The 19997-nt window shown below is 66.3% G+C and carries 17 protein-coding genes and 2 pseudogenes; 9 read left to right on the top strand and 10 right to left on the bottom strand.

The genetic code is table 11. The features are described from left to right. Positions 1-135 (bottom strand): annotated as a pseudogene (locus WKW79_RS31045) (4-hydroxyphenylpyruvate dioxygenase); the annotation flags it as partial. 245 nt (positions 136-380) lie between these two features. Between WKW79_RS31045 and WKW79_RS31050 the strand changes: the two are divergent. Continuing rightward, entirely contained in the window at positions 381-1151 is a 771-nt protein-coding gene (locus WKW79_RS31050) for an SDR family NAD(P)-dependent oxidoreductase (protein WP_340339091.1), read from the top strand. A 15-nt stretch (positions 1152-1166) separates the two neighbouring features. Next, the gene (locus WKW79_RS31055) at positions 1167-2120 is read left to right on the top strand and encodes a hypothetical protein (protein ID WP_340339092.1); all 954 of its coding nucleotides are present in this window, start codon (positions 1167-1169) and stop codon (positions 2118-2120) included. Between the two features lie 18 nt (positions 2121-2138). Here WKW79_RS31055 and WKW79_RS31060 read toward each other — a convergent pair whose 3' ends face one another. Further along, positions 2139-3140 carry a LacI family DNA-binding transcriptional regulator gene (locus WKW79_RS31060; protein ID WP_340339093.1) on the bottom strand — a complete coding sequence of 334 codons (1002 nt, stop codon included), beginning with the start codon at positions 3138-3140 and terminating at the stop codon, positions 2139-2141. Positions 3141-3448: 308 nt separating this feature from the next. On the opposite strand from WKW79_RS31060, the gene WKW79_RS31065 reads away from it, so the two are divergent. The 4 genes from WKW79_RS31065 to garD are packed head-to-tail and all read left to right on the top strand — an operon-like array spanning position 3449 to position 8593. Then, on the top strand, positions 3449-4399 hold the full coding sequence (locus WKW79_RS31065; protein WP_422823990.1) for a Bug family tripartite tricarboxylate transporter substrate binding protein: 951 nt from the start codon (positions 3449-3451) through the stop codon (positions 4397-4399). 12 nt (positions 4400-4411) lie between these two features. Next, entirely contained in the window at positions 4412-5566 is a 1155-nt protein-coding gene (locus WKW79_RS31070) for an L-talarate/galactarate dehydratase (protein WP_340339095.1), read from the top strand. 22 nt (positions 5567-5588) lie between these two features. Then, a complete protein-coding gene (locus WKW79_RS31075; RefSeq protein ID WP_422823988.1) occupies positions 5589-6965 on the top strand; it encodes an MFS transporter in 1377 nt (458 codons plus the stop codon). Between the two features lie 35 nt (positions 6966-7000). Continuing rightward, on the top strand, positions 7001-8593 hold the full coding sequence (garD, locus tag WKW79_RS31080) for a galactarate dehydratase (RefSeq protein ID WP_340339096.1): 1593 nt from the start codon (positions 7001-7003) through the stop codon (positions 8591-8593). Positions 8594-8638: 45 nt separating this feature from the next. Here the strand turns inward: garD and WKW79_RS31085 are convergent, their stop codons facing one another. From WKW79_RS31085 to mdeB, 3 genes are all read right to left on the bottom strand, one after another. After that, positions 8639-8896: a PIN domain-containing protein gene (locus WKW79_RS31085; protein WP_340339097.1), complete on the bottom strand. Its 258-nt coding sequence runs from the start codon at positions 8894-8896 to the stop codon at positions 8639-8641. 69 nt (positions 8897-8965) lie between these two features. Next, positions 8966-9211, bottom strand: coding sequence for a DUF2281 domain-containing protein (locus WKW79_RS31090; RefSeq protein WP_340339098.1), 246 nt, complete (start codon positions 9209-9211; stop codon positions 8966-8968). 189 nt (positions 9212-9400) lie between these two features. After that, on the bottom strand, positions 9401-12043 hold the full coding sequence (gene mdeB, locus WKW79_RS31095; protein WP_340339099.1) for an alpha-ketoglutarate dehydrogenase: 2643 nt from the start codon (positions 12041-12043) through the stop codon (positions 9401-9403). A 105-nt stretch (positions 12044-12148) separates the two neighbouring features. Here mdeB and WKW79_RS31100 point away from each other — a divergent pair, with 105 nt between their 5' ends. Beyond that, positions 12149-12616 carry an Lrp/AsnC family transcriptional regulator gene (locus tag WKW79_RS31100; RefSeq protein WP_340339100.1) on the top strand — a complete coding sequence of 156 codons (468 nt, stop codon included), beginning with the start codon at positions 12149-12151 and terminating at the stop codon, positions 12614-12616. Between the two features lie 50 nt (positions 12617-12666). Continuing rightward, positions 12667-12948, top strand: a complete 282-nt coding sequence (locus WKW79_RS31105; RefSeq protein WP_340339101.1) for a cupin domain-containing protein — start codon at positions 12667-12669, stop codon at positions 12946-12948. A gap of 149 nt (positions 12949-13097) precedes the next feature. On the opposite strand, the pseudogene WKW79_RS31110 reads toward WKW79_RS31105, so the two are convergent. Next, positions 13098-14498 (bottom strand): annotated as a pseudogene (locus WKW79_RS31110) (8-oxoguanine deaminase); the annotation flags it as partial. Positions 14499-14541: 43 nt separating this feature from the next. Next, on the bottom strand, positions 14542-15969 hold the full coding sequence (locus WKW79_RS31115) for a nucleobase:cation symporter-2 family protein (protein ID WP_340339102.1): 1428 nt from the start codon (positions 15967-15969) through the stop codon (positions 14542-14544). Between the two features lie 276 nt (positions 15970-16245). Here WKW79_RS31115 and WKW79_RS31120 point away from each other — a divergent pair, with 276 nt between their 5' ends. Continuing rightward, positions 16246-17049, top strand: a complete 804-nt coding sequence (locus WKW79_RS31120) for an alpha/beta hydrolase (protein WP_422823991.1) — start codon at positions 16246-16248, stop codon at positions 17047-17049. A gap of 3 nt (positions 17050-17052) precedes the next feature. Here WKW79_RS31120 and WKW79_RS31125 read toward each other — a convergent pair whose 3' ends face one another. Genes WKW79_RS31125 through WKW79_RS31135 form a run of 3 tightly spaced genes read right to left on the bottom strand, consistent with a single transcriptional unit; the run spans position 17053 to position 19788 of the window. After that, positions 17053-17958 carry a LysR family transcriptional regulator gene (locus WKW79_RS31125; RefSeq protein WP_340339104.1) on the bottom strand — a complete coding sequence of 302 codons (906 nt, stop codon included), beginning with the start codon at positions 17956-17958 and terminating at the stop codon, positions 17053-17055. Beyond that, complete coding sequence (locus tag WKW79_RS31130; protein ID WP_340339105.1) at positions 17958-18536, bottom strand: nucleoside 2-deoxyribosyltransferase; 579 nt, start codon at positions 18534-18536, stop codon at positions 17958-17960. The genes WKW79_RS31125 and WKW79_RS31130 overlap by 1 nt, the downstream gene beginning before the upstream one ends. A gap of 10 nt (positions 18537-18546) precedes the next feature. Then, entirely contained in the window at positions 18547-19788 is a 1242-nt protein-coding gene (locus WKW79_RS31135; protein ID WP_340339106.1) for a metal-dependent hydrolase family protein, read from the bottom strand. Positions 19789-19997: the final 209 nt, after the last annotated feature.

Below are 19997 nucleotides of genomic sequence, written 5' to 3' on the forward strand. Positions count from 1 at the left end.
CTTGGAGCGGTGCTTGGCGACCAGCGTGAAGCCGAGCTTCTCGAAAAAGGGCTCCAGGGTGTTCGCGACGGGCGAAGCGAATTCAACGAACTCGAAGCCTTGAAGGCCCATGGGATTGTCGAAAAGATCGGTCATGCGGTGGTCTCTGTGTGGGTTGGATCGAATACCCACGATGCTAGGGATTTGTGCCGCAACAATCTTGCAAGTTTTGTATGGGAGAGGTTGAAAACGCATGAATCATGCGTATTGCTCTGATCGATTGCACTTCTTCATGTCAATTTAACGATTGAGCGCCGCTTTTCTCATCATTGCGCAGCCAGCCGAAGCGCGCGAACATGGGTCCGCGGCAGTGCTTCCAAACAACTCCAGGAGACAACAGCATGAATCTGGGTGAAATGCTTGCGGGCAAGCGGGTACTGGTCACGGGCGCTTCGTCCGGGCTCGGTGAGAACTTCGCGCGGCTTGCCGCGGGCTGCAAGGCCAAGGTGGTGATCGCGGCGCGGCGCAAGAGCAGGCTCGATGCGCTGGCCGCCGATCTGGAAAAACTGGGTTCGCCGCAGGTCACCGCGCTGGAAATGGACGTTGCCTCCGAGCAGTCGGTCGACGACGCCTTTGCCGCGATCGATGCCTCGGGGGACATCCTCGATGTGGTCGTCAACAACGCGGGCATCGCGCCCGACGGCCTCGCGCTGACGGCGCCGACCAAGGATTTCGACGACGTGATGGCCATCAACGTGCGAGGCGTCTGGTTCGTCGCGGTGCGCGCCGCGCGGCGCTGGCAGGCGGCCGGGCGCGGCGGGTCGATCATCAACATCGCGTCCATCCAGGGCGAGCGCGTGATGCCGGGCATCACGCCCTACTCCACGTCCAAGGCGGCGGTCGTTCAGATGACCAAGAGCCTGGCGCTGGAATGGGCGCGCCACGGCATCCGCGTCAACGCGATCGAACCCGGCTATATCGGCACCGAGATGACGGAGGACATGTGGGACACCGACTACGGCAAGGCGCTGATCAAGCGCATCCCGATGCGGCGGCTGGGCAAGCCGGAAGAACTCAACGGCCTGCTGCTGTTGCTGGCGACCGATGCGGGGTCATGGATGACGGGGGCGTGCGTGCCGGTGGATGGCGGGCATCTTTGCTCGTCGCTGTAGGGGTGAGTCAGATCGATGCTGCACGGCCTGGAACGCTTCGAGCAAGATCTGGCGCGACTGATCGGCAAACCCACGCTCTTGCGCCCGTTTACCTGCGAGGGTGACCCGCTTCGATGCGAGGCAATGATCGTCGGCACCAATCCCGCGACGGCCATGCCGACCGATTGGTGGACGCACTGGCGCACCGGGAGCGGATATGACCTCCAAACCTTCGAGCGTGACTACGCAACCTGGCGCGATTCAGTCGGCAAGCGCCGGACGAGCATCACGCGGGAGCGCCGCAATCAGATCGCGCAAGCAGCTGAAGGCTTTCACGTCTTGCAGGCGAACGCCTTTGCTTTCCCTTGCGGCAAGCCACGCGACATACCCGCCACTGAGCGCAACCACGCCGTGCTCGGGTTCCTGATCGACAAGACGCAGCCGCGGATCATCCTGGCGCTGGGCATCGAAGCGCGCGCGGCACTCGATTCACTTGGCGTGCGTGGCTACCAAGCGGCGATACACCCGGCTGGCCGACCCAACATGACGTCCTCGGAAGCCTTTGTTCTTGGAGCGCGGATGCGGCTCGCCTGCCTGGCAGGCAAACCGGACAGGGCGGCCACGGGTCGCAATGGGCCTTCGCCACGTCACGCGGCCCCGTCGACGGGTGCCGCCACCTCTGGAATGCAAGTCGCCGCCGCGGTCGCGGCTCGCACGGAGGCAGGGGTGGCGGTACCGCGTACAAAACGCGGACCGGAAGACCCCGTGCGCGAGACAGAGCGTGAGAAGAAAGTACGGCGGTACTTGCGCGCCGCACGAGAGGTCGACATCAAGCACACCAGCGACGCCCGGAACAAACGCGAGGGCTGCAAATTGAGACTCGAAAGGTTCTGGGCGGAACTCGGCTGGCCACCGCCGGAGAACGACTTCGAGCGCGATGCGCTCGCGCGATCAGGCCTCCTGCGTCGCTGTAAAAGTCAAGCAAGTTAGTCGCCGAACGCGCTCGCTTCAGGCCGCCGTCGAGCCCCGCTCGACGATCCGGAATCCGATATCGACCACCGGCTTCTCCACCACCTCGCCCCGGCAGCGCTCCACGATCATGCGCGCCGCCAGCCGTCCGATCTCCGGCCCGTCCACATGCACCGTGCTGATCGACGGCACGGTGTGTGCCGAGAAGTCCGCATTGCCGAAGCCGCAGATCGCCAGGTCCTCCGGCACACGCAGCCCACGCGCCTGGGCCTCGATCAGCACGCCGTGGGCCAACTGGTCCGAACTGCAACACACCGCCCGCAGCGCCGGCTCCTTCAGCAGCAACTCCGACAGCGCACGGCGCCCCAGTTCCAGGCTGCTGGGTGCGGGCACGATGGCCGTCGGCACGTCGCGGCCGATGGTCGCGACGAAGCCCTCGCGGCGCAGCAGCGCACGGTGGTCGCTCCCGGTCGCGACGCCGACCTTGTGCCAGCCCTTGCCGAGGAAATAGCCCGCCACCGCGCCACCGACCTTGAGCAGCGAAAAGCCGACCAGCATGTCTACCGGCCGGTCGCTGAAATCCCAGGTCTCGACGACCGGGATGCCGGCGCGCTGGAGCCGCTCGCGGCCCGCCGGCGATTGCACCAGCCCGGTGATCACGATGCCGTCGGGGCGGCGGCTGATCATCGTGTTGAGCATGGCCTCCTCGCGTGCGCTGTCGTAGCCGGTCTGCCCCAGGATGAGCTGGTAGCCCGCCTCGGCCAGCGACTCGTTGAGCGACTGCACGGTCGGCAGGAACTGCGACACCGACAGCGCCGGCACCAGCGCGGCGACCAGCAGGCTGCGCTTCGATTTCAAGCCACCGGCCAGCAGGTTGGGGATGTAGCCCGTCACCTCGACCGCCTGCTTCACGCGCTCGATCGTCTTGTCCGACACCAGCCCCGGGTTGCTCAAGGCGCGTGACGCGGTGATCAGCGAGACGCCGGCTTCGCGCGCGACGTCGTGCAGCGTGGCGGCCTTGATGGGGAGCGTTGCGTTCATGGGTGTTTGGATTGATAACGTTAGCAATATAGCGCGGATGGCAGGCAACTGGAACGTCCTTCCGCGGCTGTTGCGAAGGCGACAAGATCGGCCTCCTCTACTGGGAAGCAGCGCATAAGATCAGGGAAAACCCGAGTCAACTTTCCATTGACGGCAAAAATGACAACGCTATCATTTCCCCACTCCGCACTGCATCCGAACTCCGCAAGAGCATTCGACAAGCAGCGCAGGATTCATCCCTCGGCGCCCTTCAACGCCCAGAAATGACAACGTTATCTATCTTGTCTGGAGACACCCCCGTGAAAAAGATGCTGTCCATCCTCGCCCTCGGCCTGAGCGCCCTCGCCGCCCAAGCCCAAACTTGGCCCGACAAGACGGTGACGCTGGTCGTCCCCTTCCCGCCCGGCGGCTCCACCGACCAGGTCGCGCGCGCCGTCGGCCCCAAGCTGACCGCCAAGTTCAAGCAGTCCTTCCTGGTCGACAACAAGGCCGGCGCGACCGGCACCATCGGCGCCACCTTCGTCAAGCGCGCGGCGCCGGACGGCTACACCTTCCTCGTCACCTCGCTCGGCCCGTTGGTCATCGTGCCGCACCTGGTCAAGAGCCTGCAGTACGACGCGCTGAAGGATTTCGACCTGATCACTGTCGCGGTGCAGTCGCCCAACGTGCTGGTGGTGCCGATCAACTCGCCGCACAAGACCGTCGCCGACGTCATCGCGTTTGAAAAGGCCAACCCGGGCAAGATGAGCTTCGGCTCGGCCGGCAATGGCTCCAGCGACCACCTGACGGCCGAACTGTTCTGGCAGCAGACCGGCACGACCGGTGTGCATGTGCCCTACAAGGGCGGCGCGCCGGTCCACACCGACCTCATGGGCAGCCAGCTCGACGCTTCCTTCCAGAACATCAACTCGGTGATCCAGTACATCAAGGGCGGCAAGATGCGCGCCCTCGCCGTGACGAGCCCCAAGCGCTCGCCGGTGCTGCCCGATGTGCCGACGCTGGCCGAAGCCGGCGTGAAGGGTGTCGAGGTCGCCTCGTGGCAGGCGATCGTCGCGCCGAAGGGGCTGCCGCCTGCCGTCAAGGAGAAGGCGCATGCCGCCTTTGTCGAGGCGCTGGCGGATCCGAAGGTGCAGGAGCAGTTCACTTCGATCGGCTTCGAGATGGTCGCCAACACGCCGGCCCAGTTCGCGGACTTCCAGCAGAAGGAGTACGCACGCTGGAAGAAGGTGATCGAGGCCGGAAAGATCACGATTGACTGAGAGCCACTCGACATGACCACCAATCCCTCTTCCATTTCCATCGCCGACCAGATCACCTGGGTCCGCGTCTCCTCCTGCTACCTGCCGCTGGCCAACCCGATCAGCGACGCCAAGGTCCTCACCGGCCGCCAGAAGCCGATGACCGAGATCGCGATGCTGTTCGCGGAGATCGAGACCAAGGACGGCCATCGCGGCCTCGGCTTCAGCTACTCGAAGCGCGCCGGCGGCCCCGGCCAGTTCGCGCATGCCAAGGAGATCGCACCGGCCCTGATCGGCGAAGACCCGAACGACATTTCCAAGCTGTGGACCAAGCTCTGCTGGGCCGCCGCCTCGGTCGGCCGCAGCGGCATGGGCGTGCAAGCCATCGGCGCCTTCGACGTGGCGCTCTACGACCTGAAGGCCCGGCGCGCCGGCCTGTCGCTGTCGAAGCTGCTCGGCTCGCAGCGCGATTCGGTCCGCTGCTACAACACCTCGGGCGGCTTCCTGCACACGCCGCTGGACCAGTTGAAGGTGAACGCCGCCGCCTCGCGCGAGCGCGGCATCGGCGGCATCAAGCTCAAGGTCGGCCAGCCGGACCGCAAGCTGGACATCCAGCGCGTGGAAGCCATCCGCAAGCACCTCGGCGACGACGCGCCGCTGATGGTCGATGCCAACCAGCAATGGGACCGCCCGACCGCGCAGCGGATGTGCCGCATCTTCGAGCAGTTCGACCTGGTCTGGATCGAGGAGCCGCTGGACGCCTACGACTTCGAAGGTCACGCCGCCCTGGCCGCGACCTTCGACACGCCCATCGCCACCGGCGAAATGCTCACCAGCGCTGCCGAGCACGGCGAGCTGATCCGCCATCGCGCCGCCGACTACCTGATGCCCGACGGCCCGCGCGTCGGCGGCATCACGCCCTTCCTGAAGATCGCCGCGCAAGCCGAGAACGCCGGCCTGAGCCTGGGCCCGCACTTCGCGATGGAACTGCACGTGCACCTGGGCGCGGTCTACGCGACGGAGCCCTGGGTCGAGCACTTCGACTGGCTCGAGCCGCTGTTCAACGAGCGCCTGGAAATCAAGGACGGCCGCATGCTGGTGCCGACCCGCCCGGGCCTCGGCCTGAGCCTCAGCGAACAGGCGCAGGCCTGGACCCGCGAAGTCGCCGAGATCGGCAAGCGCGCCTGACCCCATTCCAAGGAGACAAGAAATGAGCACCACACTCCCCATCAACGCAGAGATCGGCAGCACGCCGGTCGCGCAGGAAACCGCCAGGCGCACGCGCGTGCGCTACTGGGTCCTGCTGATGATCTTCATCGTGACCACGGTGAACTACGCCGACCGCGCCACCCTGTCGATCACCGGCCCGGCGATGCGCAAGGAATTCGGCTTCGACACGATCCAGATGGGCTACATCTTCTCGGCCTTCAGCTGGGCCTACGTGCTCTCGCAGGTGCCGGGCGGCTGGTTGCTGGACCGCTTCGGTGCGCGCAAGGTCTATGCGGCGAGCATCTTCTTCTGGTCGGTGTTCACGCTGGCGCAGGCCTCGATCGGCGTGGCGACCAGCGCGGCGCTGGCGGTGTCGACGCTGTTCGTGATGCGCTTCTTCGTCGGCATGGCCGAAGCTCCAGCTTTCCCGGCCAATGCCAAGGTGGTCGCAAGCTGGTTCCCGACCAAGGAGCGCGGCACGGCATCGGCCATCTTCAACGCGGCGCAGTACTTCGCGGCGGTGGTCTTCACGCCGATCATGGCGGCGGTCACGCAATGGCTCGGCTGGCACTACGTTTACATCTTCATGGGCGCGCTGGGCGTGGCGCTGGCGATCGCCTGGTGGTTCCTGATCCACAGCCCGGCGAAACACCCCTCGGTCAACAAGGCCGAACTCGACCACATCGAAGCCGGCGGCGGCCTCATCCACATGGGCGAACGTGGCGGCCCGAAAGCGGCCGCATTGCCCAAGGGCCAGACCGCCTTCTACGTGAAGCAACTGTTGACCAACCGCATGCTGCTGGGCGTGTACATCGGCCAGTTCTCGATCAACGTGCTCACCTACTTCTTCCTGACCTGGTTCCCGGTGTACCTGGTGCAGGAACGGCACATGACGATCATGCAGGCCGGCTTCATGGTGTCGCTGCCGGCCATCTGCGGCTTCATCGGCGGCGTGTTCGGCGGCGTGGTGTCGGACTGGATGCTGCGCCGGGGCTTCACCGCCACCGCGGCTCGCAAGACGCCGATCGTGGTCGGCATGCTGATGTCGATGAGCATGATCCTGTGCAACTACGTGTCAGCCGACTGGATGATCGTGGGCCTGATGGCACTCGCCTTCTTCGGCAAGGGCTTCGGCGCGCTGGGCTGGGCCGTGATGGCCGACGTGGCGCCCAAGCAAGTCATCGGCCTAGCCGGCAGCATCTTCAACACTTTCGGCGCGGTTGCCGGTATCGTGACGCCCATCGTCATCGGCTACATCCTGGCTGCGACCGGGTCGTTTGCCGGCGCGCTGGTGTTCGTGGGATTGAATGCCCTGGTCACCGTGTTCGCGTACCTGGTGATCGTGAAGGACATCCAGCGCATCGAACTCAAGCACTGACCGACTGACGACGAACGGATTCATCGGAGCCCCACATGAAAATCGAAACGCTGCCACAGGCGCCTCTCTACATCACCATGCACGATGCCGACAATGTCGCTATCGTGGCCAACGACGGCGGACTGCCGGCCGGCACGCAATTTCCCTCGGGGTTGACGCTGGTGGACAAGGTGCCGCAGGCGCACAAGGTCGCGCTGGTCGACATCCCCGAAGGCGGCGAGGTGCGCCGCTACAACGTGCCGATCGGCTACGCGATCAAGGCGATTCCGGCGGGCAGCTGGGTGCATGAGCGCCTGCTGAAGATGCCGGCTGCGCGCGAGCTGGTCGGCCTGCCGATCGCGACCGTCAAGGTGCCCGAACAGCCGCCGCTGGAGGGCTACACCTTCGAGGGATTTCGCAATGCCGATGGCTCGGTGGGCACGCGCAACATCCTGGCGATCACGCAGACCGTCCAGTGCGTGGCCGGCGTGACCGAATTCGCTGTCTCGCGTATCAAGTCGGAACTGCTGCCGCGCTTTCCGAATGTCGATGACGTGGTCGCCTTGGAGCACGGCTACGGCTGCGGCGTCGCCATCGATGCACCCGACGCCATCATCCCGATCCGCACGCTGCGCAACATCAGCCTGAACCCGAACTTCGGCGGCGAGGTCATGGTGGTGAGCCTGGGCTGCGAGAAGCTGCAACCTGAGCGCCTGATGCCGCCCGGCACGATTCCGCTGATCGACGAGCGCAACGTCGCCGATGTGGGCGACAACGCCGGCGCCAAGCTGGACGTGGTCTGCCTGCAGGACGATGCGCATGTGGGCTTCATGTCGATGGTCGAGTCGATCATGCGGCAGGCGGAGGAGCATCTGGAACGCCTTAACGCCCGCAAGCGCGAGACGGTGCCGGCAAGCGAACTGGTGGTGGGCGTGCAGTGCGGGGGCAGCGATGCCTTCTCCGGCGTCACGGCCAATCCGGCGGTGGGCTATTGCACCGACCTGCTGGTGCGCGCGGGTGCGACGGTGATGTTCTCGGAAGTGACCGAAGTGCGCGACGGCATCGACCAGCTCACCTCACGCGCCACCACGCCCGAAGTGGCCGAGGCCATGATCCGCGAGATGGCCTGGTACGACGCCTACCTGGACAAGGGGCGCGTGGACCGCAGTGCGAACACGACGCCGGGGAACAAGAAGGGTGGGCTGTCGAACATCGTCGAGAAGGCGATGGGGTCGATCGTGAAGTCGGGCAGCTCGCCGATCTCGGGCGTGATCTCGCCCGGCGAGAAGTTGAAGCAGAAGGGGCTGATCTACGCGGCCACGCCGGCGAGCGACTTCATCTGCGGCACCTTGCAACTGGCTGCCGGCATGAACCTGCATGTGTTCACGACCGGGCGCGGCACGCCGTATGGACTGGCGGAAGTCCCTGTGATCAAGGTGGCTACGCGCGCCGATCTGGCACGGCGCTGGCATGACCTGATGGACATCAATGCGGGCACCATCGCCACGGGCGAGAAGACGATTGCGGACGTGGGCTGGGAGATGTTCCAGCTGATGCTCGACGTGGCGAGTGGGCGCAAGAAGACCTGGGCGGAGCACTGGAAGTTGCACAACGCGTTGGTGCTGTTCAATCCAGCGCCGGTGACCTGAACGGATCACCACCCTGGCGTCAACCGAGCGCCGCCGCGCCCTCGCTTAGTGCTGCGCTGAGATGCGTTCCCATGCATCCCGCGGGTTGAAGATCGCAATGCCTGCATGACTTTGCATCTGGAGCAGGTGTCGGTCGCCCGAGACGATCACTTCGACCTGGCCAGCCACCGCCGCAGCCACCACGTGGTCATCGTCAACATCGTTGGGGACAACGCGCGGCACGTCGAAGGGGTGAACCAGCGTCACGATGGACTGGTATTGCTGCACCAACTCTGCCACGCGGAGGGCCTCCCGACAACGCACTGACGACCACGTTGGTGTCCAGCACCAACCGGCCTTCCGTGGCGGGCGTGGCGACCGAGGAGCCCGCCATCAGTTGCCGTTGCCCTGACGACGCTCGGCTCGATCTCGGCGAATCTCCTCCTCGAGTTCCTCCGCCAAATCGGGCGGCATCTCTTCGTCGTCAGGCAGGCGCCTGTCCAGTGCACGCAATCCTTCGATGGCGGCTGCGCGTTGCTCGCGTGCGGCGAGAAATTCCACAAAGTCCGCCACCTCGGCCACGCGGCCGGGCGGCAACTGCTTCAGGCGTTCGATCAAGCGGAATTCAAGTGCGGTCATCGATAAAACTCCAGGCCGCGCGCGGCGGCCGATCTTCATTTGTACCGTAGATCGATAAGTTGGTGTTGGACGTCGCCTGCACTTCAGGATACAGGTATGAAGAGAGATGCTTCGGCATTCCGCAGATCAGCAGCTGACACAAACTTCCGCCCCACAAGCAACGACCAGACCTATGCGCGCCTCCGACGTTCAGGGACGCGATTGCGTCGCCACGTGCCGCGCGGCCTCCGCAATGCTCGCCGCATCGACGCCGAAGAAGTCCCGCAATGCCGCACGCGTATCGCTGCGGCCGAAACCATCGGTGCCAAGCGTGAGGTAGCGGCGGCCTTGTGGCAGGTACGGGCGAACGCTTTCCGGCACGGCGCGCACATAGTCGGTAGCGGCGATGACAGGGCCGGCGCCATGTGCCAGTTGCTGCGCGATGAACGGTGTGCGTGACGTCTCTCCCCGCAACCCGGCCTCTTCACACTCCGCACCGTCGCGGGCCAGTTCGCTCCAACTCGTCACGCTGATCACCTCGACCGCGATGCCCTCGGCCGCCAGCAATTCTGCGGCCTTGATCACCTCGGTGAGGATCGCGCCGGAGCCCATCAGCGTGACCTGCGTCGCTTTCGCATCCGCAGGGAATTGACCGAAGCGATAGCACCCGCGCAATACATCGCCATGTACTTCCGCGGGCAGGCTGGGCTGCGCGTAGTTCTCGTTCATCAGCGTGACGTAATAGAACACGTCCTGCTGCTCGACCATCATCTCGCGGATGCCCGCATCGATGATCACCGCCATCTCGCCCGCGAAGGCCGGGTCGTAGGCCTTGCAGTTGGGGATGGTCGCGGCGACCAGGTGGCTGGTGCCGTCCTGGTGTTGCAGGCCTTCGCCGCCGAGCGTGGTGCGGCCCGAGGTCGCGCCGAGCAGGAAGCCACGCGAGCGCTGGTCGGCCGCGGCCCAGATCGCATCGCCCACGCGCTGGAAGCCGAACATCGAGTAGTAGATGTAGAAGGGCAGCATCGCCAGCCCATGCACGCTGTAGCTCGTGGCCGCCGCCGTCCAGCTCGCGATGGCGCCGGCCTCGCTGATGCCTTCCTCGAGGATCTGGCCGTCGGTGGCTTCGCGGTAGCTGAGGATGGTGTCGATGTCTTCCGGCGCATAGCGCTGGCCCACGCTCGAATAGATGCCGACCTGCTTGAACAGGTTGGCCATGCCGAAGGTGCGCGCCTCGTCGGCCACGATGGGCACCACGCGCGGGCCGATCTGCCTGTCCTTCAGCAGGTTGCCGAGCATGCGCACGAAGGCCATGGTGGTACTCATGTCCTTGCCATCGGCCTCGATGGCGAACTTCGCATACGCGGCCAGGTCGGGCTTGGGCACCACGTCGCACACCGTCTCGCGACGCGGCATCGCGCCACCAAGCGCCTGCCGATGCTGCTTCAGATACTGCATCTCCACACTGTCATCGGCCGGTTTGTAGAAGGCGAGCGAGGTGGCCTGCTCGTCGGTGAGCGGCAGGTTGAAGCGGTTGCGAAAGCCGATGAGGTCCGCGCTCTCGAACTTCTTGTGCGAGTGCGTGGTCATCTTGCCCTGCCCCGCGCCCATGCCGTAGCCCTTCTTGGTGTGGGCCAGGATCACGGTCGGCTGGCCCTGGTGCGCGGCTGCCGCGGCATAGGCGGCATGGATCTTCACGAGGTCATGACCACCGCGCTTCAGGCGGTCGATCTGCTCGTCGGTCATGCCTTGCGCGAGGCGCGCGAGTTCCTCGTTCTGGCCGAAGAAGGTGTCGCGGTTGAAGCGGCCGTCCTTGGCCGCGAAGGTCTGCATCTGGCCATCGACCGTGTTGGCGAAAGCGCGCGCCAGGGCGCCGGTGGTGTCGCGGGCGAAGAGGCCGTCCCAATCGCTGCCCCAGACCAGCTTGATGACATTCCAGCCTGCGCCGGCGAAGAGCTTTTCCAGCTCGTCGATGATGCGGCCGTTGCCGCGCACCGGGCCGTCGAGGCGTTGCAGGTTGCAGTTGACGACCCACACGAGGTTGTCGAGCTTCTCGCGGGCGGCCAGGGTCAGCGCGCTCATCGATTCGGGCTCGTCCATCTCGCCGTCGCCGAACACGCCCCACACTTTTCGCGCGCCGCAGTCGAGCAGGTTGCGATGCGTGAGGTAGCGCATGAAGCGCGCGTGGTAGATCGAGCTGATCGGGCCGATGCCCATCGAGCCGGTCGGGAACTGCCAGAAGTCGGGCATCAGGTAGGGATGCGGATAGCTGCTCAGGCCGCGTGCGCCCTCGCCCTTCGTGAAGGCCGGTGCGGTCAGTTCCTGGCGGTAGTGCGAGAGGTCGTCTTCGCTGAGGCGCCCTTCGAGGAAGGCCCGCGCATAGACACCCGGTGCGCTGTGTGGCTGGAAGAACACGAGGTCGCCGCCGTGTGATGCGTCCTTCGCGTGGAAGAAGTGGTTGAAGCCCGTTTCGAACAGGTCCGCCGCGCTGGCATAGCTGGCGATGTGTCCGCCGAGTTCGCCATAGGAATGATTGGCTCGCACCACCATCGCCAGCGCGTTCCAGCGCATCAGCGAGGCCAGCCGCTCCTCGATCGCGAGGTCACCCGGGAATGCCGGCTGCTGGTCGACCGCGATGGTGTTGACGTAGGGCGTGCACAGCTCCGGCGCCCAGCCGATTCGCTGGTCTCGCGCCAGGCGAGCGAGTTCGTCGAGCATCCACCGCGCACGCGCCGGCCCGTTCGCCGCGACCAGCGCGGCAAAGGCTTCGCGCCATTCGGCGGTCTCCTGCGGATCGGAATCGGCGGCGCCGGAAGCAAGGGCGGCAAGGTGCGGGGCAGAAAGGGCGTTCATGCCAGCACTTTAGAGCGGCCGGTCCGGAATGTGTTGCCGTCGAGGCATGCAAGCGCGTGAATCAACAGCATAAACTGCTTCGCATCCAGAAAATGACGGCATCCAATGAAGCTCGACAGCCTCGACCTCCGCATCCTTGACGAGTTGCAACGCGACGGCGCGCTCTCGAACGTCGAGCTGGCGCGGCGCGTACACCTGTCACCCTCCCCTTGCCTGGCGCGGGTGAAGGCGCTCGAAGCCGCCGGCGTGATCGACCGCTATGTGGCCATCGCCAATTCGGCGGCCCTGGGCCTGGGCCTCAACGTCTTCATCTCCATCAGCCTGACCACGCAGAGCAAGGCTTCGCTGGCCGCCTTCGAACAGCGCATCGTCGAGCACGACGAGGTGATGGAGTGCTACCTCATGACGGGCGACAGCGACTATCTGATCCGCGTCGCGGTGGCCGACATCGGGGCGCTGGAGAAGTTCATCCTGGAGCAGCTCACGCCGATCGCCGGCATCGAGAAGATCAGGTCCAGCTTTGCGCTGAAGCAGGTGCGCTACAAGACCGCGCTGCCTTTGCCGAAAGGCTGAGATCGGATCATCATCCTGCGATGCCCTTTGCGGAGACCCGCATGCACACGATGAGTTTTCAGGACTTTGAAGCGAGCGCGCTGGCGCAGGGATTCGACGAGGTGCTGGAGCGCGTCTGGGAACCCGGCCAGGTGGTCGACACGCACACGCATCCGTTCGCGGTGAAGGCGCTGGTGGTGAGGGGCGAGATGTGGCTCACCGAGGGCGACCGGACACGACGTCTGGCGCCCGGCGATCGCTTCGAACTGGACTACGCCGCGCCGCACGCGGAGCGCTATGGCAGCGAAGGCGCGACCTACTGGGTCGCGCGGCGAAGCACCAAGTCGGGCTGACGCAGCCGCCCGTGAATCCAGGGCGAGTCACGAAACGCACCGGGCGTTTCGTGGACCGATGTTCAGGCCGGCTCTTCGTTGCAAGCAGGCGCTTCCGCCGCAGCGCCGAGGTGGAACCGCCGCTGCCCCGTCCCTGCCGTATGCGGATGCCGCGCCGAGTCATACAGGCTGCGCGCCAGCGCCCGATGCATCGCCAGCAAGGGCTCCAGCTCCACGTCGATGAACTCTCCATCGCGAATCCGCACGCGCCCGTTGATCACGCTCAGCGACACGTTGATGCTCTGGCAGAACACCAGCGCCGCGACCGGGTCGTGCCCCGCGCCCGCATGCCCCACACTGCGCAGATCGAAGGCCACCAGGTCGGCCGACATGCCCGGCGCCAGCGCGCCGATGTCATCCCGACCCAGCACCTTGGCACCGCCCAGCGTCGCGATCTCCAGCGTCTCGCGCGCCGTCAGCGCCGCCGGCCCGAAGCCGACGCGCTGCAACAGCATCGCCTGCCGCGCCTCGCCCAGCATGTGCGCGCCATCGTTCGATGCGCTGCCATCCACGCCGAGGCCGACCGGCACGCCCGCGCGCCGCATTGCGCCGATCGGCGCAATGCCGGAGCCCAGCCGCATGTTCGAGCAAGGGCAGTGCGCCACGCCGGTGCCGGTGCGCCCGAACAGCGCGATACCGGCCGGGTCCAGCTTGACGCAGTGCGCATGCCAGACGTCGCGCCCGACCCAGCCCAGGTCCTCGGCGTACTCGGCCGGCGTCATGCCGAACTTCTCGCGCGAGTAGGCAATGTCGTTGTCGTTCTCGGCCAGGTGCGTGTGCAGCGAGACGCCGTACTCGCGCGCCAGGAAGGCCGATTCGCGCATCAGGTCGCGTGACACCGAGAACGGCGAGCACGGCGCCAGCACGATGCGGCGCATGCTGTGGCGCGAGGCGTCGTGCCAGCGCGTGATGAGGCGCTCGCTGTCCTTGAGGATCGCCGCTTCGTTCTCCACCACCGAATCCGGCGGCAGGCCGCCCAGGCTCTGGCCCACGCTCATGCTGCCGCGCGCCGCGTGGAAGCGCATGCCCATGGCCTCGGCCGCCTCGATCGAATCGTCGAGCCGCGCGCCGTTCGGGTACAGGTAGAGGTGGTCGCTGGTGGTCGTGCAGCCCGACAGCATCAGTTCCGCCATCGCCGTCTGTGTCGACACCTGCACCATCTTCGGCGTGAGCCGCGCCCACAGCAGGTAGAGGTTGGTGAGCCAGCCGAACAACTCCGCATCCTGCGCCTCGGGAACCACGCGTGTCAGGCTCTGGTACATGTGGTGGTGCGTGTTGACCAGGCCCGGCATCAGCACATGGCCGCGCAGTTCGATCGTGTCGGCCGTGCCGCTGACGATCGCCTCGCGCCATTGCGGAGGAAGTTCGCTGGTCGGGCCGACCCAGGCGATGGCCGGACCGTCGACCACGACGGCGCCGTCGGCGATCTCGCGCCGCGCGGCGTCCATGGTGACGACCACGTCGGCGTGGCGCAGGATCAGGGGGCGATGCTTTTTCAGGTTGTTGCTCATATGGGTTTCTTGTGACCGCTGCGTCATCCCTTGGGGCAGAAGCTCAAGCCTCGGCCGAGTGCGCGGTGCCGGCGGCCAGCGCGAACGAACGTTCCCGCGACAACACGCCGTGATAGAACAGGTTGAGGATCACCGCCGACAAGGTGCCCAGCACGATGCCGCTGTGCGTAATCGGATGGGTCCAGGCCGGGAGGTGCTGGAAGAAGGTCGGCGACAGCGTCGGGATCAGGCCCAGGCCGATCGAGATCGCGATGACATACAGCGCATGCTTGTTCGCCGCATAGTCGATCGAGCCGAGGATGCGCACGCCCGTCGCCGCCACCATGCCGAACATCACGATGCCCGCGCCGCCCAGCACGAAGGTCGGCACCGAGGCCACGATGTGCGCGACCTTCGGGAACAGCGCCAGCACGATCAGGAACACACCGCCCATGGCCGCCACATAGCGCGAGCGCACGCCCGTCACCGTGACCAGGCCGACGTTCTGCGAGAACGAGGTGTACGGGAAGGTGTTGAAGACGCCGCCGATCACGGTGCCGAGGCCGTCGGCGCGCAGGCCGCGGGTCAGCATCTCGGGCGTCATGCGGCGGCCGGTGATTTCACCGAGCGCGAGGAACATGCCGGTCGATTCCACCAGCGTGATCATCATGACGATGCACATCGAGACGATGGCCGGCATGCTGAAGCTCGGCATGCCGAAGTGGAACGGCGTGGTCAGGGCCAGCCAGCTGGCTTCCTCGATGCCGTCGAAGTTCATCAGGCCGAGGCACAGCGACACCGCCACGCCCGCGATGATGCCGAGCAGGATCGCGATGTTGGCCCACAGCCCGCGGCCGAAGCGCGTGATGGCCAGCACCACGCAAAGCACCAGCGCCGCAATCGCCAGCTTGGCCGGATCGCCGTAGCCCGGATTGGCCACGGCATGCGCCACGCCGTCGATCATGCGCGTCGAGGTCGGTTGTCCGCCCCCTGCCCAGTTGAACGCCACGCCCATCAGCGAGACGCCGATCAGCGTGATCACGGTGCCCGTGACCAGCGGCGGGAACACGCCGAGCATGCGCCCCATCATCGGCGCGACGAGCATGCCGAAGAAGCCGGCCGCGATGGTGGCGCCGTAGATGGCGCGGATGTCCAGCGAGGGGTCGAGGCCGATCGCGATCATCGGACCGACGGCCGCGAAGGTCACGCCCATCATCACCGGCATGCGGATGCCGAAGCCCCAGATGCCGAGCGCCTGGATCAGCGTGGCGATGCCGGCGGCCAGCAGGTCGGCATTGATGAGGAAGGCGATGTCGGCCTTCGAGAGTCCCAGCGCCCCGCCGACAATCAGCGGCACCGCGACGGTGCCCGCGTACATCACGAGGACGTGTTGCAGGCCCAAGGCCGCGCAACGTGGAAGGGGGACTTTCTGGTCGACCGCGTCGCGGGTGCTGTCGTCTCCGGCGGCGGTCGTGTTCGTGTGGGAACGCATGTCTCTGGACCTTTCTCAGTGGGGCGCTCGAATGGCGCATCTGTCGGCGGGACCGGAGTATGGAAGCGCACCTGGGTCTGGCGCAAAGTCAATAAATCGCGCGGCATGTGCACTAAAAGTGCACGTCCGGGAAGACCCGGGTTGCGGGCGGAGGGCGCCAGGGGGCCATCAACCGCATTGCGAGGGGCTCTGGCGAGACCCCGACGATGCAGGCGATGATCCGTAGCCGTTGATCCTCCTTGCCTTTGCGCGAGACCGCACACCTCCACCTTGATGATGAAACCCGCCTCGGTCATGCTGCTGCTCCTCGCCAGTTGCGCGATCGCACTGGCTGCACCCGCCATGTTCCAGGACCGACTGCTTTACTACCCCGCCAAGGTGCCGATGGCCGAGATGGTGTCCCCCGGGCTCGCAGCCTGGCCGTCGGAGGGCGAGTTTCGAGGGCTGGTCGCGCAGCCGGCCGGTTCCGCGAAAGGCACGGCCCTGGTCTTCCACGGCAACGCCGGGCATGCGGGGCATCGCAGCTACTACGCCACCACGCTGACCCGCCTCGGCCTGCGCGTCGTCCTGGCCGAGTACCCGGCCTATGGCCCGCGCGAAGGCGAGGTGGGCGAGCGCAGCCTGGTCGACGATGCGGCGCAGACCATTGCGTTGGCCCACCGGCTCCACGGCGCGCCTTTGCTGGTGATCGGCGAGTCACTGGGGGCCGGCGTGGCAGCCGCGGCGAGCGCTCGCCAGCGCGAGAGCGTCGCGGCCGTGATGCTCATCACGCCCTGGGACAAGCTCGAAAATGTGGCAGGCCATCACTATCCGTGGCTGCCGGTGGGCTGGCTGCTGCGCGATCGCTATGACAGCGCCGCGAACCTCTCGGCGATCGGCCGTCCTGTGATGATCGTTGTCGCCGAACGCGACCGAGTCGTTCCGGCGCGCTTCGGCACGGCGTTGTACGAAGGCCTGCCCGGCCCCAAGCGACTGGAGGTGGTACGAGGCGCGGACCACAACGACTGGATCCGCTCGGTCGACGACGCCTGGTGGCGCAACGCGATGCGATTCCTCCTGGCCGAGCCCGCCGCACGCTGAAGGCTACCCCGCCACCATCGTCTCCTCGATGCAGACGATCACCTGCTGCACCAGCACATCCGCCGCCGCGCTCAGGGTGGCACCGGCGCGCGTCACCAGCGCCAGGCTTTGCGGACGCAACCCGCTGTCGCGCAGCGGCACGAACACCAGCGTGCCGGCGCGCACGTCGTCGCTGACGTCGAGCCGGTTGAGCAGGCTGACACCGCCACCCTGCCGCGTGAGCTGGCGCATGAGGGCAGTCGAGGTGGTCTCGATGACCGGCGCCACGCTGATGGCCGAGCGACCCAGCGCACCGTCGAGGATCGGCCGCAAGGTCAGCGAGGCGGTCGGAAGGATCAGCGGAAAGCCGACGCAATCGGCCAGCGTCGTCGAGGTGCGCGCGCTCAGCGCATGGCCCGGTGGTACCACCGCGCCGATCGGCCATTCGCTGGTGAACAGCGTGCGCAGCCCGGCGTTGTCGGGCACGTCATAGGCCAGCGCCACATCCACGTCGCCCTCGGTGGCGGCGCGAAGCAGCGCGGTGATCTGCATGTCGATGAGCTTGAGATAGATGCCGGGGTAGCCAGCGCGGCAACGCTGCGCCACTGTCGGCAGGAAGGCGCTGGCCAGGCCCGCGGTGGTTGCCAGCGAAGCCTCGCCCTGTCGCAAGCCGCGCACTGCGTCGATCTGTTGCCGCACGCCGTCGAACTCGCGCAAGGTGCTGCGCGCATGCGCCAGCACGATCTCGCCGACCGGCGTGAGCTTGAGCTTGTTGTGGATGCGTTCGAACAGCGGCGCGCCGAGTTCGGCTTCGAGGTTCAGGATCTGCCGGTTGACCGCCGTCGGCACCACATGCAACTGCTCGGCCGCCTTGCGGATCGAGCCCGCGCGCACCACCTCGACGAAATAGCGGACGACCTTGGCATGCATCAGGGTGAACCGCCTGGAACCGGAGTCCGGCAAAGAACCTGGGCCAGGCGCGCCAGCGCATCGCCAGCCGATGGCACCAGCACGGTCGAGCGCGTCAGCATGAGGTTGAGCCGCTGCCCCAGCCCCTCGACCATCACGCCGCTGTCCGCCTCGCGCAGCACGCCCTCGTCATCACTCACACACTTCATCGCGGCGCACACCCGTTCCGCGTAGCTGCCCTCCGCCACGCCATAGCCCACCACCGGCTTGCCCAGCGCCACCGCAAAGCCCACCTCGAACACCGTGCCCGAATCCGGCTCATGTCCGCGAAACGGCACGAGGTTGGCAATGACACCGTCCGCTTCGCGGATGAGCCGGATGTTGCCCTCGTAGATGCGCTGCGCGCGTTCGTCTTCCGTGCCGCCGAATCCCTCGTCGATGCCGGCATCCGACGGCGCCAGGCCGACCATGCCGAGCCGCTCGCACTCCGCCTTCAACAGCCGAAAGATCGACGCACAGTCGCGAAAGAACACATCGGGTCCGGCAAGGTACACACGGGGTCGGCGGGGAGAGGAAGGCGGGCTCGGGATCGATGGCATGTCGGCATTCTCAAAAGCAGATGATGCCTTCCTTCATCACCATGCGCAGTTTGGATTGCTTCTGCAGCAGGCTCACGTCCTGGGTCGGGTCGCCCTCCACCAGCAGCAGGTCGGCCAGGAAGCCCTCGCGCACCAGCCCCAGTTCATGGCCCAGCCCCATCAGGTCGGCGCCCACGGCAGTGGCGCAGCGCAAGGCATCCGCCGTGCTGAAGCCGAAGAACTCGACGAAGTGCGAGATGTCCCGCGCATTGGTCCCCATCGGCGTCAGGCTGAAGCCATAGTCCCCACCCACCACGATGCGCACGCCACGCTTGTGCAGTTCCTTGTAGGTGGCCACGCAGCATTCGAACTTGTGCTCCATCTTCATCTGCTCGACCATCTCGCGCGGCATGCCGAAGAGTTCGTGCTCCTTCACCGTGTTGTGCAACAGTCCGAAGGCCGGGCCGACGAAGAGCTTGTCCTTGTTGGCCTCCAGCATGTCCAGCGCCTCGCTGTCGGCATAGTCGCAGTGGTAGATGCAGTCGATGCCGGCGCGCACCGCCATCTTCACGCTCTCGCTGGAGCGGGCATGCGCCACCGTGGTCTTGCCGTACTTGCGCGCGATCTCCATGAAGGCGTCGAGTTCGTCGACGCACAGCGGCGTCTGCTCGCCACGCGCATGCGGCACGAACTGGTCGCCCGAGATGTTGATCTTGAGGTTGTCCACGCCCTCCCGCACGCAGGTGCGCGCCGCGAGTCGCATGGCCTGCGGGCCGTCCGCCACGAGGCCGAAGCCGATGCGGTCCTGGTGCATCTGGCCTTCGTCGCCGAGGCCGCCGGTCACCGTCAACTCCGGCCCTGCGGCACGCAGCCGCGGGCCCGCCAACTGCCCCGCGTTGATCGCATTGCGCAGCGCCACGTCGATGCGCATGCGCGCCGACGCCGCCGAGAAAGCGCTGGTGAAACCATGCCGCAGCAACAGCGTCGCGTTCGCCGCGGAGGCCAGCACATGGTCCTCCGGCGGGATGTTGCCGACGTCGGCGTTGGTCGTGAGGGCCGTGAACGACAGGTGGCAGTGGCCTTCGACCAGGCCCGGCATCAAGGTGCAACCGGTGCCGTCCACATGGCGGCCGACGTCCCCCGTCTGCTCGCGCAGGGCGCCACGCTGCTCGCTGATCCTCGCGATTCGCCCTTCGTCGACCAGCACATCCGCCGCGCGCCGTCCAGCGCGCTCCGCATCCCAGACCAGCGCGTTCTCGATGAGTGTCAGCATGGTTCCCTCTTCGTGGAAAGGAGTCGCAAAGTGTCCGCGCGAAGCCCGCCTGCCGCAAGGCGGGGAACGCGGGGCGCCAGCCTCCGGCCGGCCTCGCGGACCGTATCGGCGGCGATGCACCTCCCCTCGATGGGTTAGGGCAATCGGCGTATACGCCGTCTGCACCTTTGCTTTCCTGCCGCGTCGGAGCGACCATGAGCCATTGCACC

This window comes from Variovorax robiniae (genome assembly GCF_037889955.1).
Taxonomy (GTDB): Bacteria; Pseudomonadota; Gammaproteobacteria; order Burkholderiales; family Burkholderiaceae_C; genus Variovorax; species Variovorax robiniae.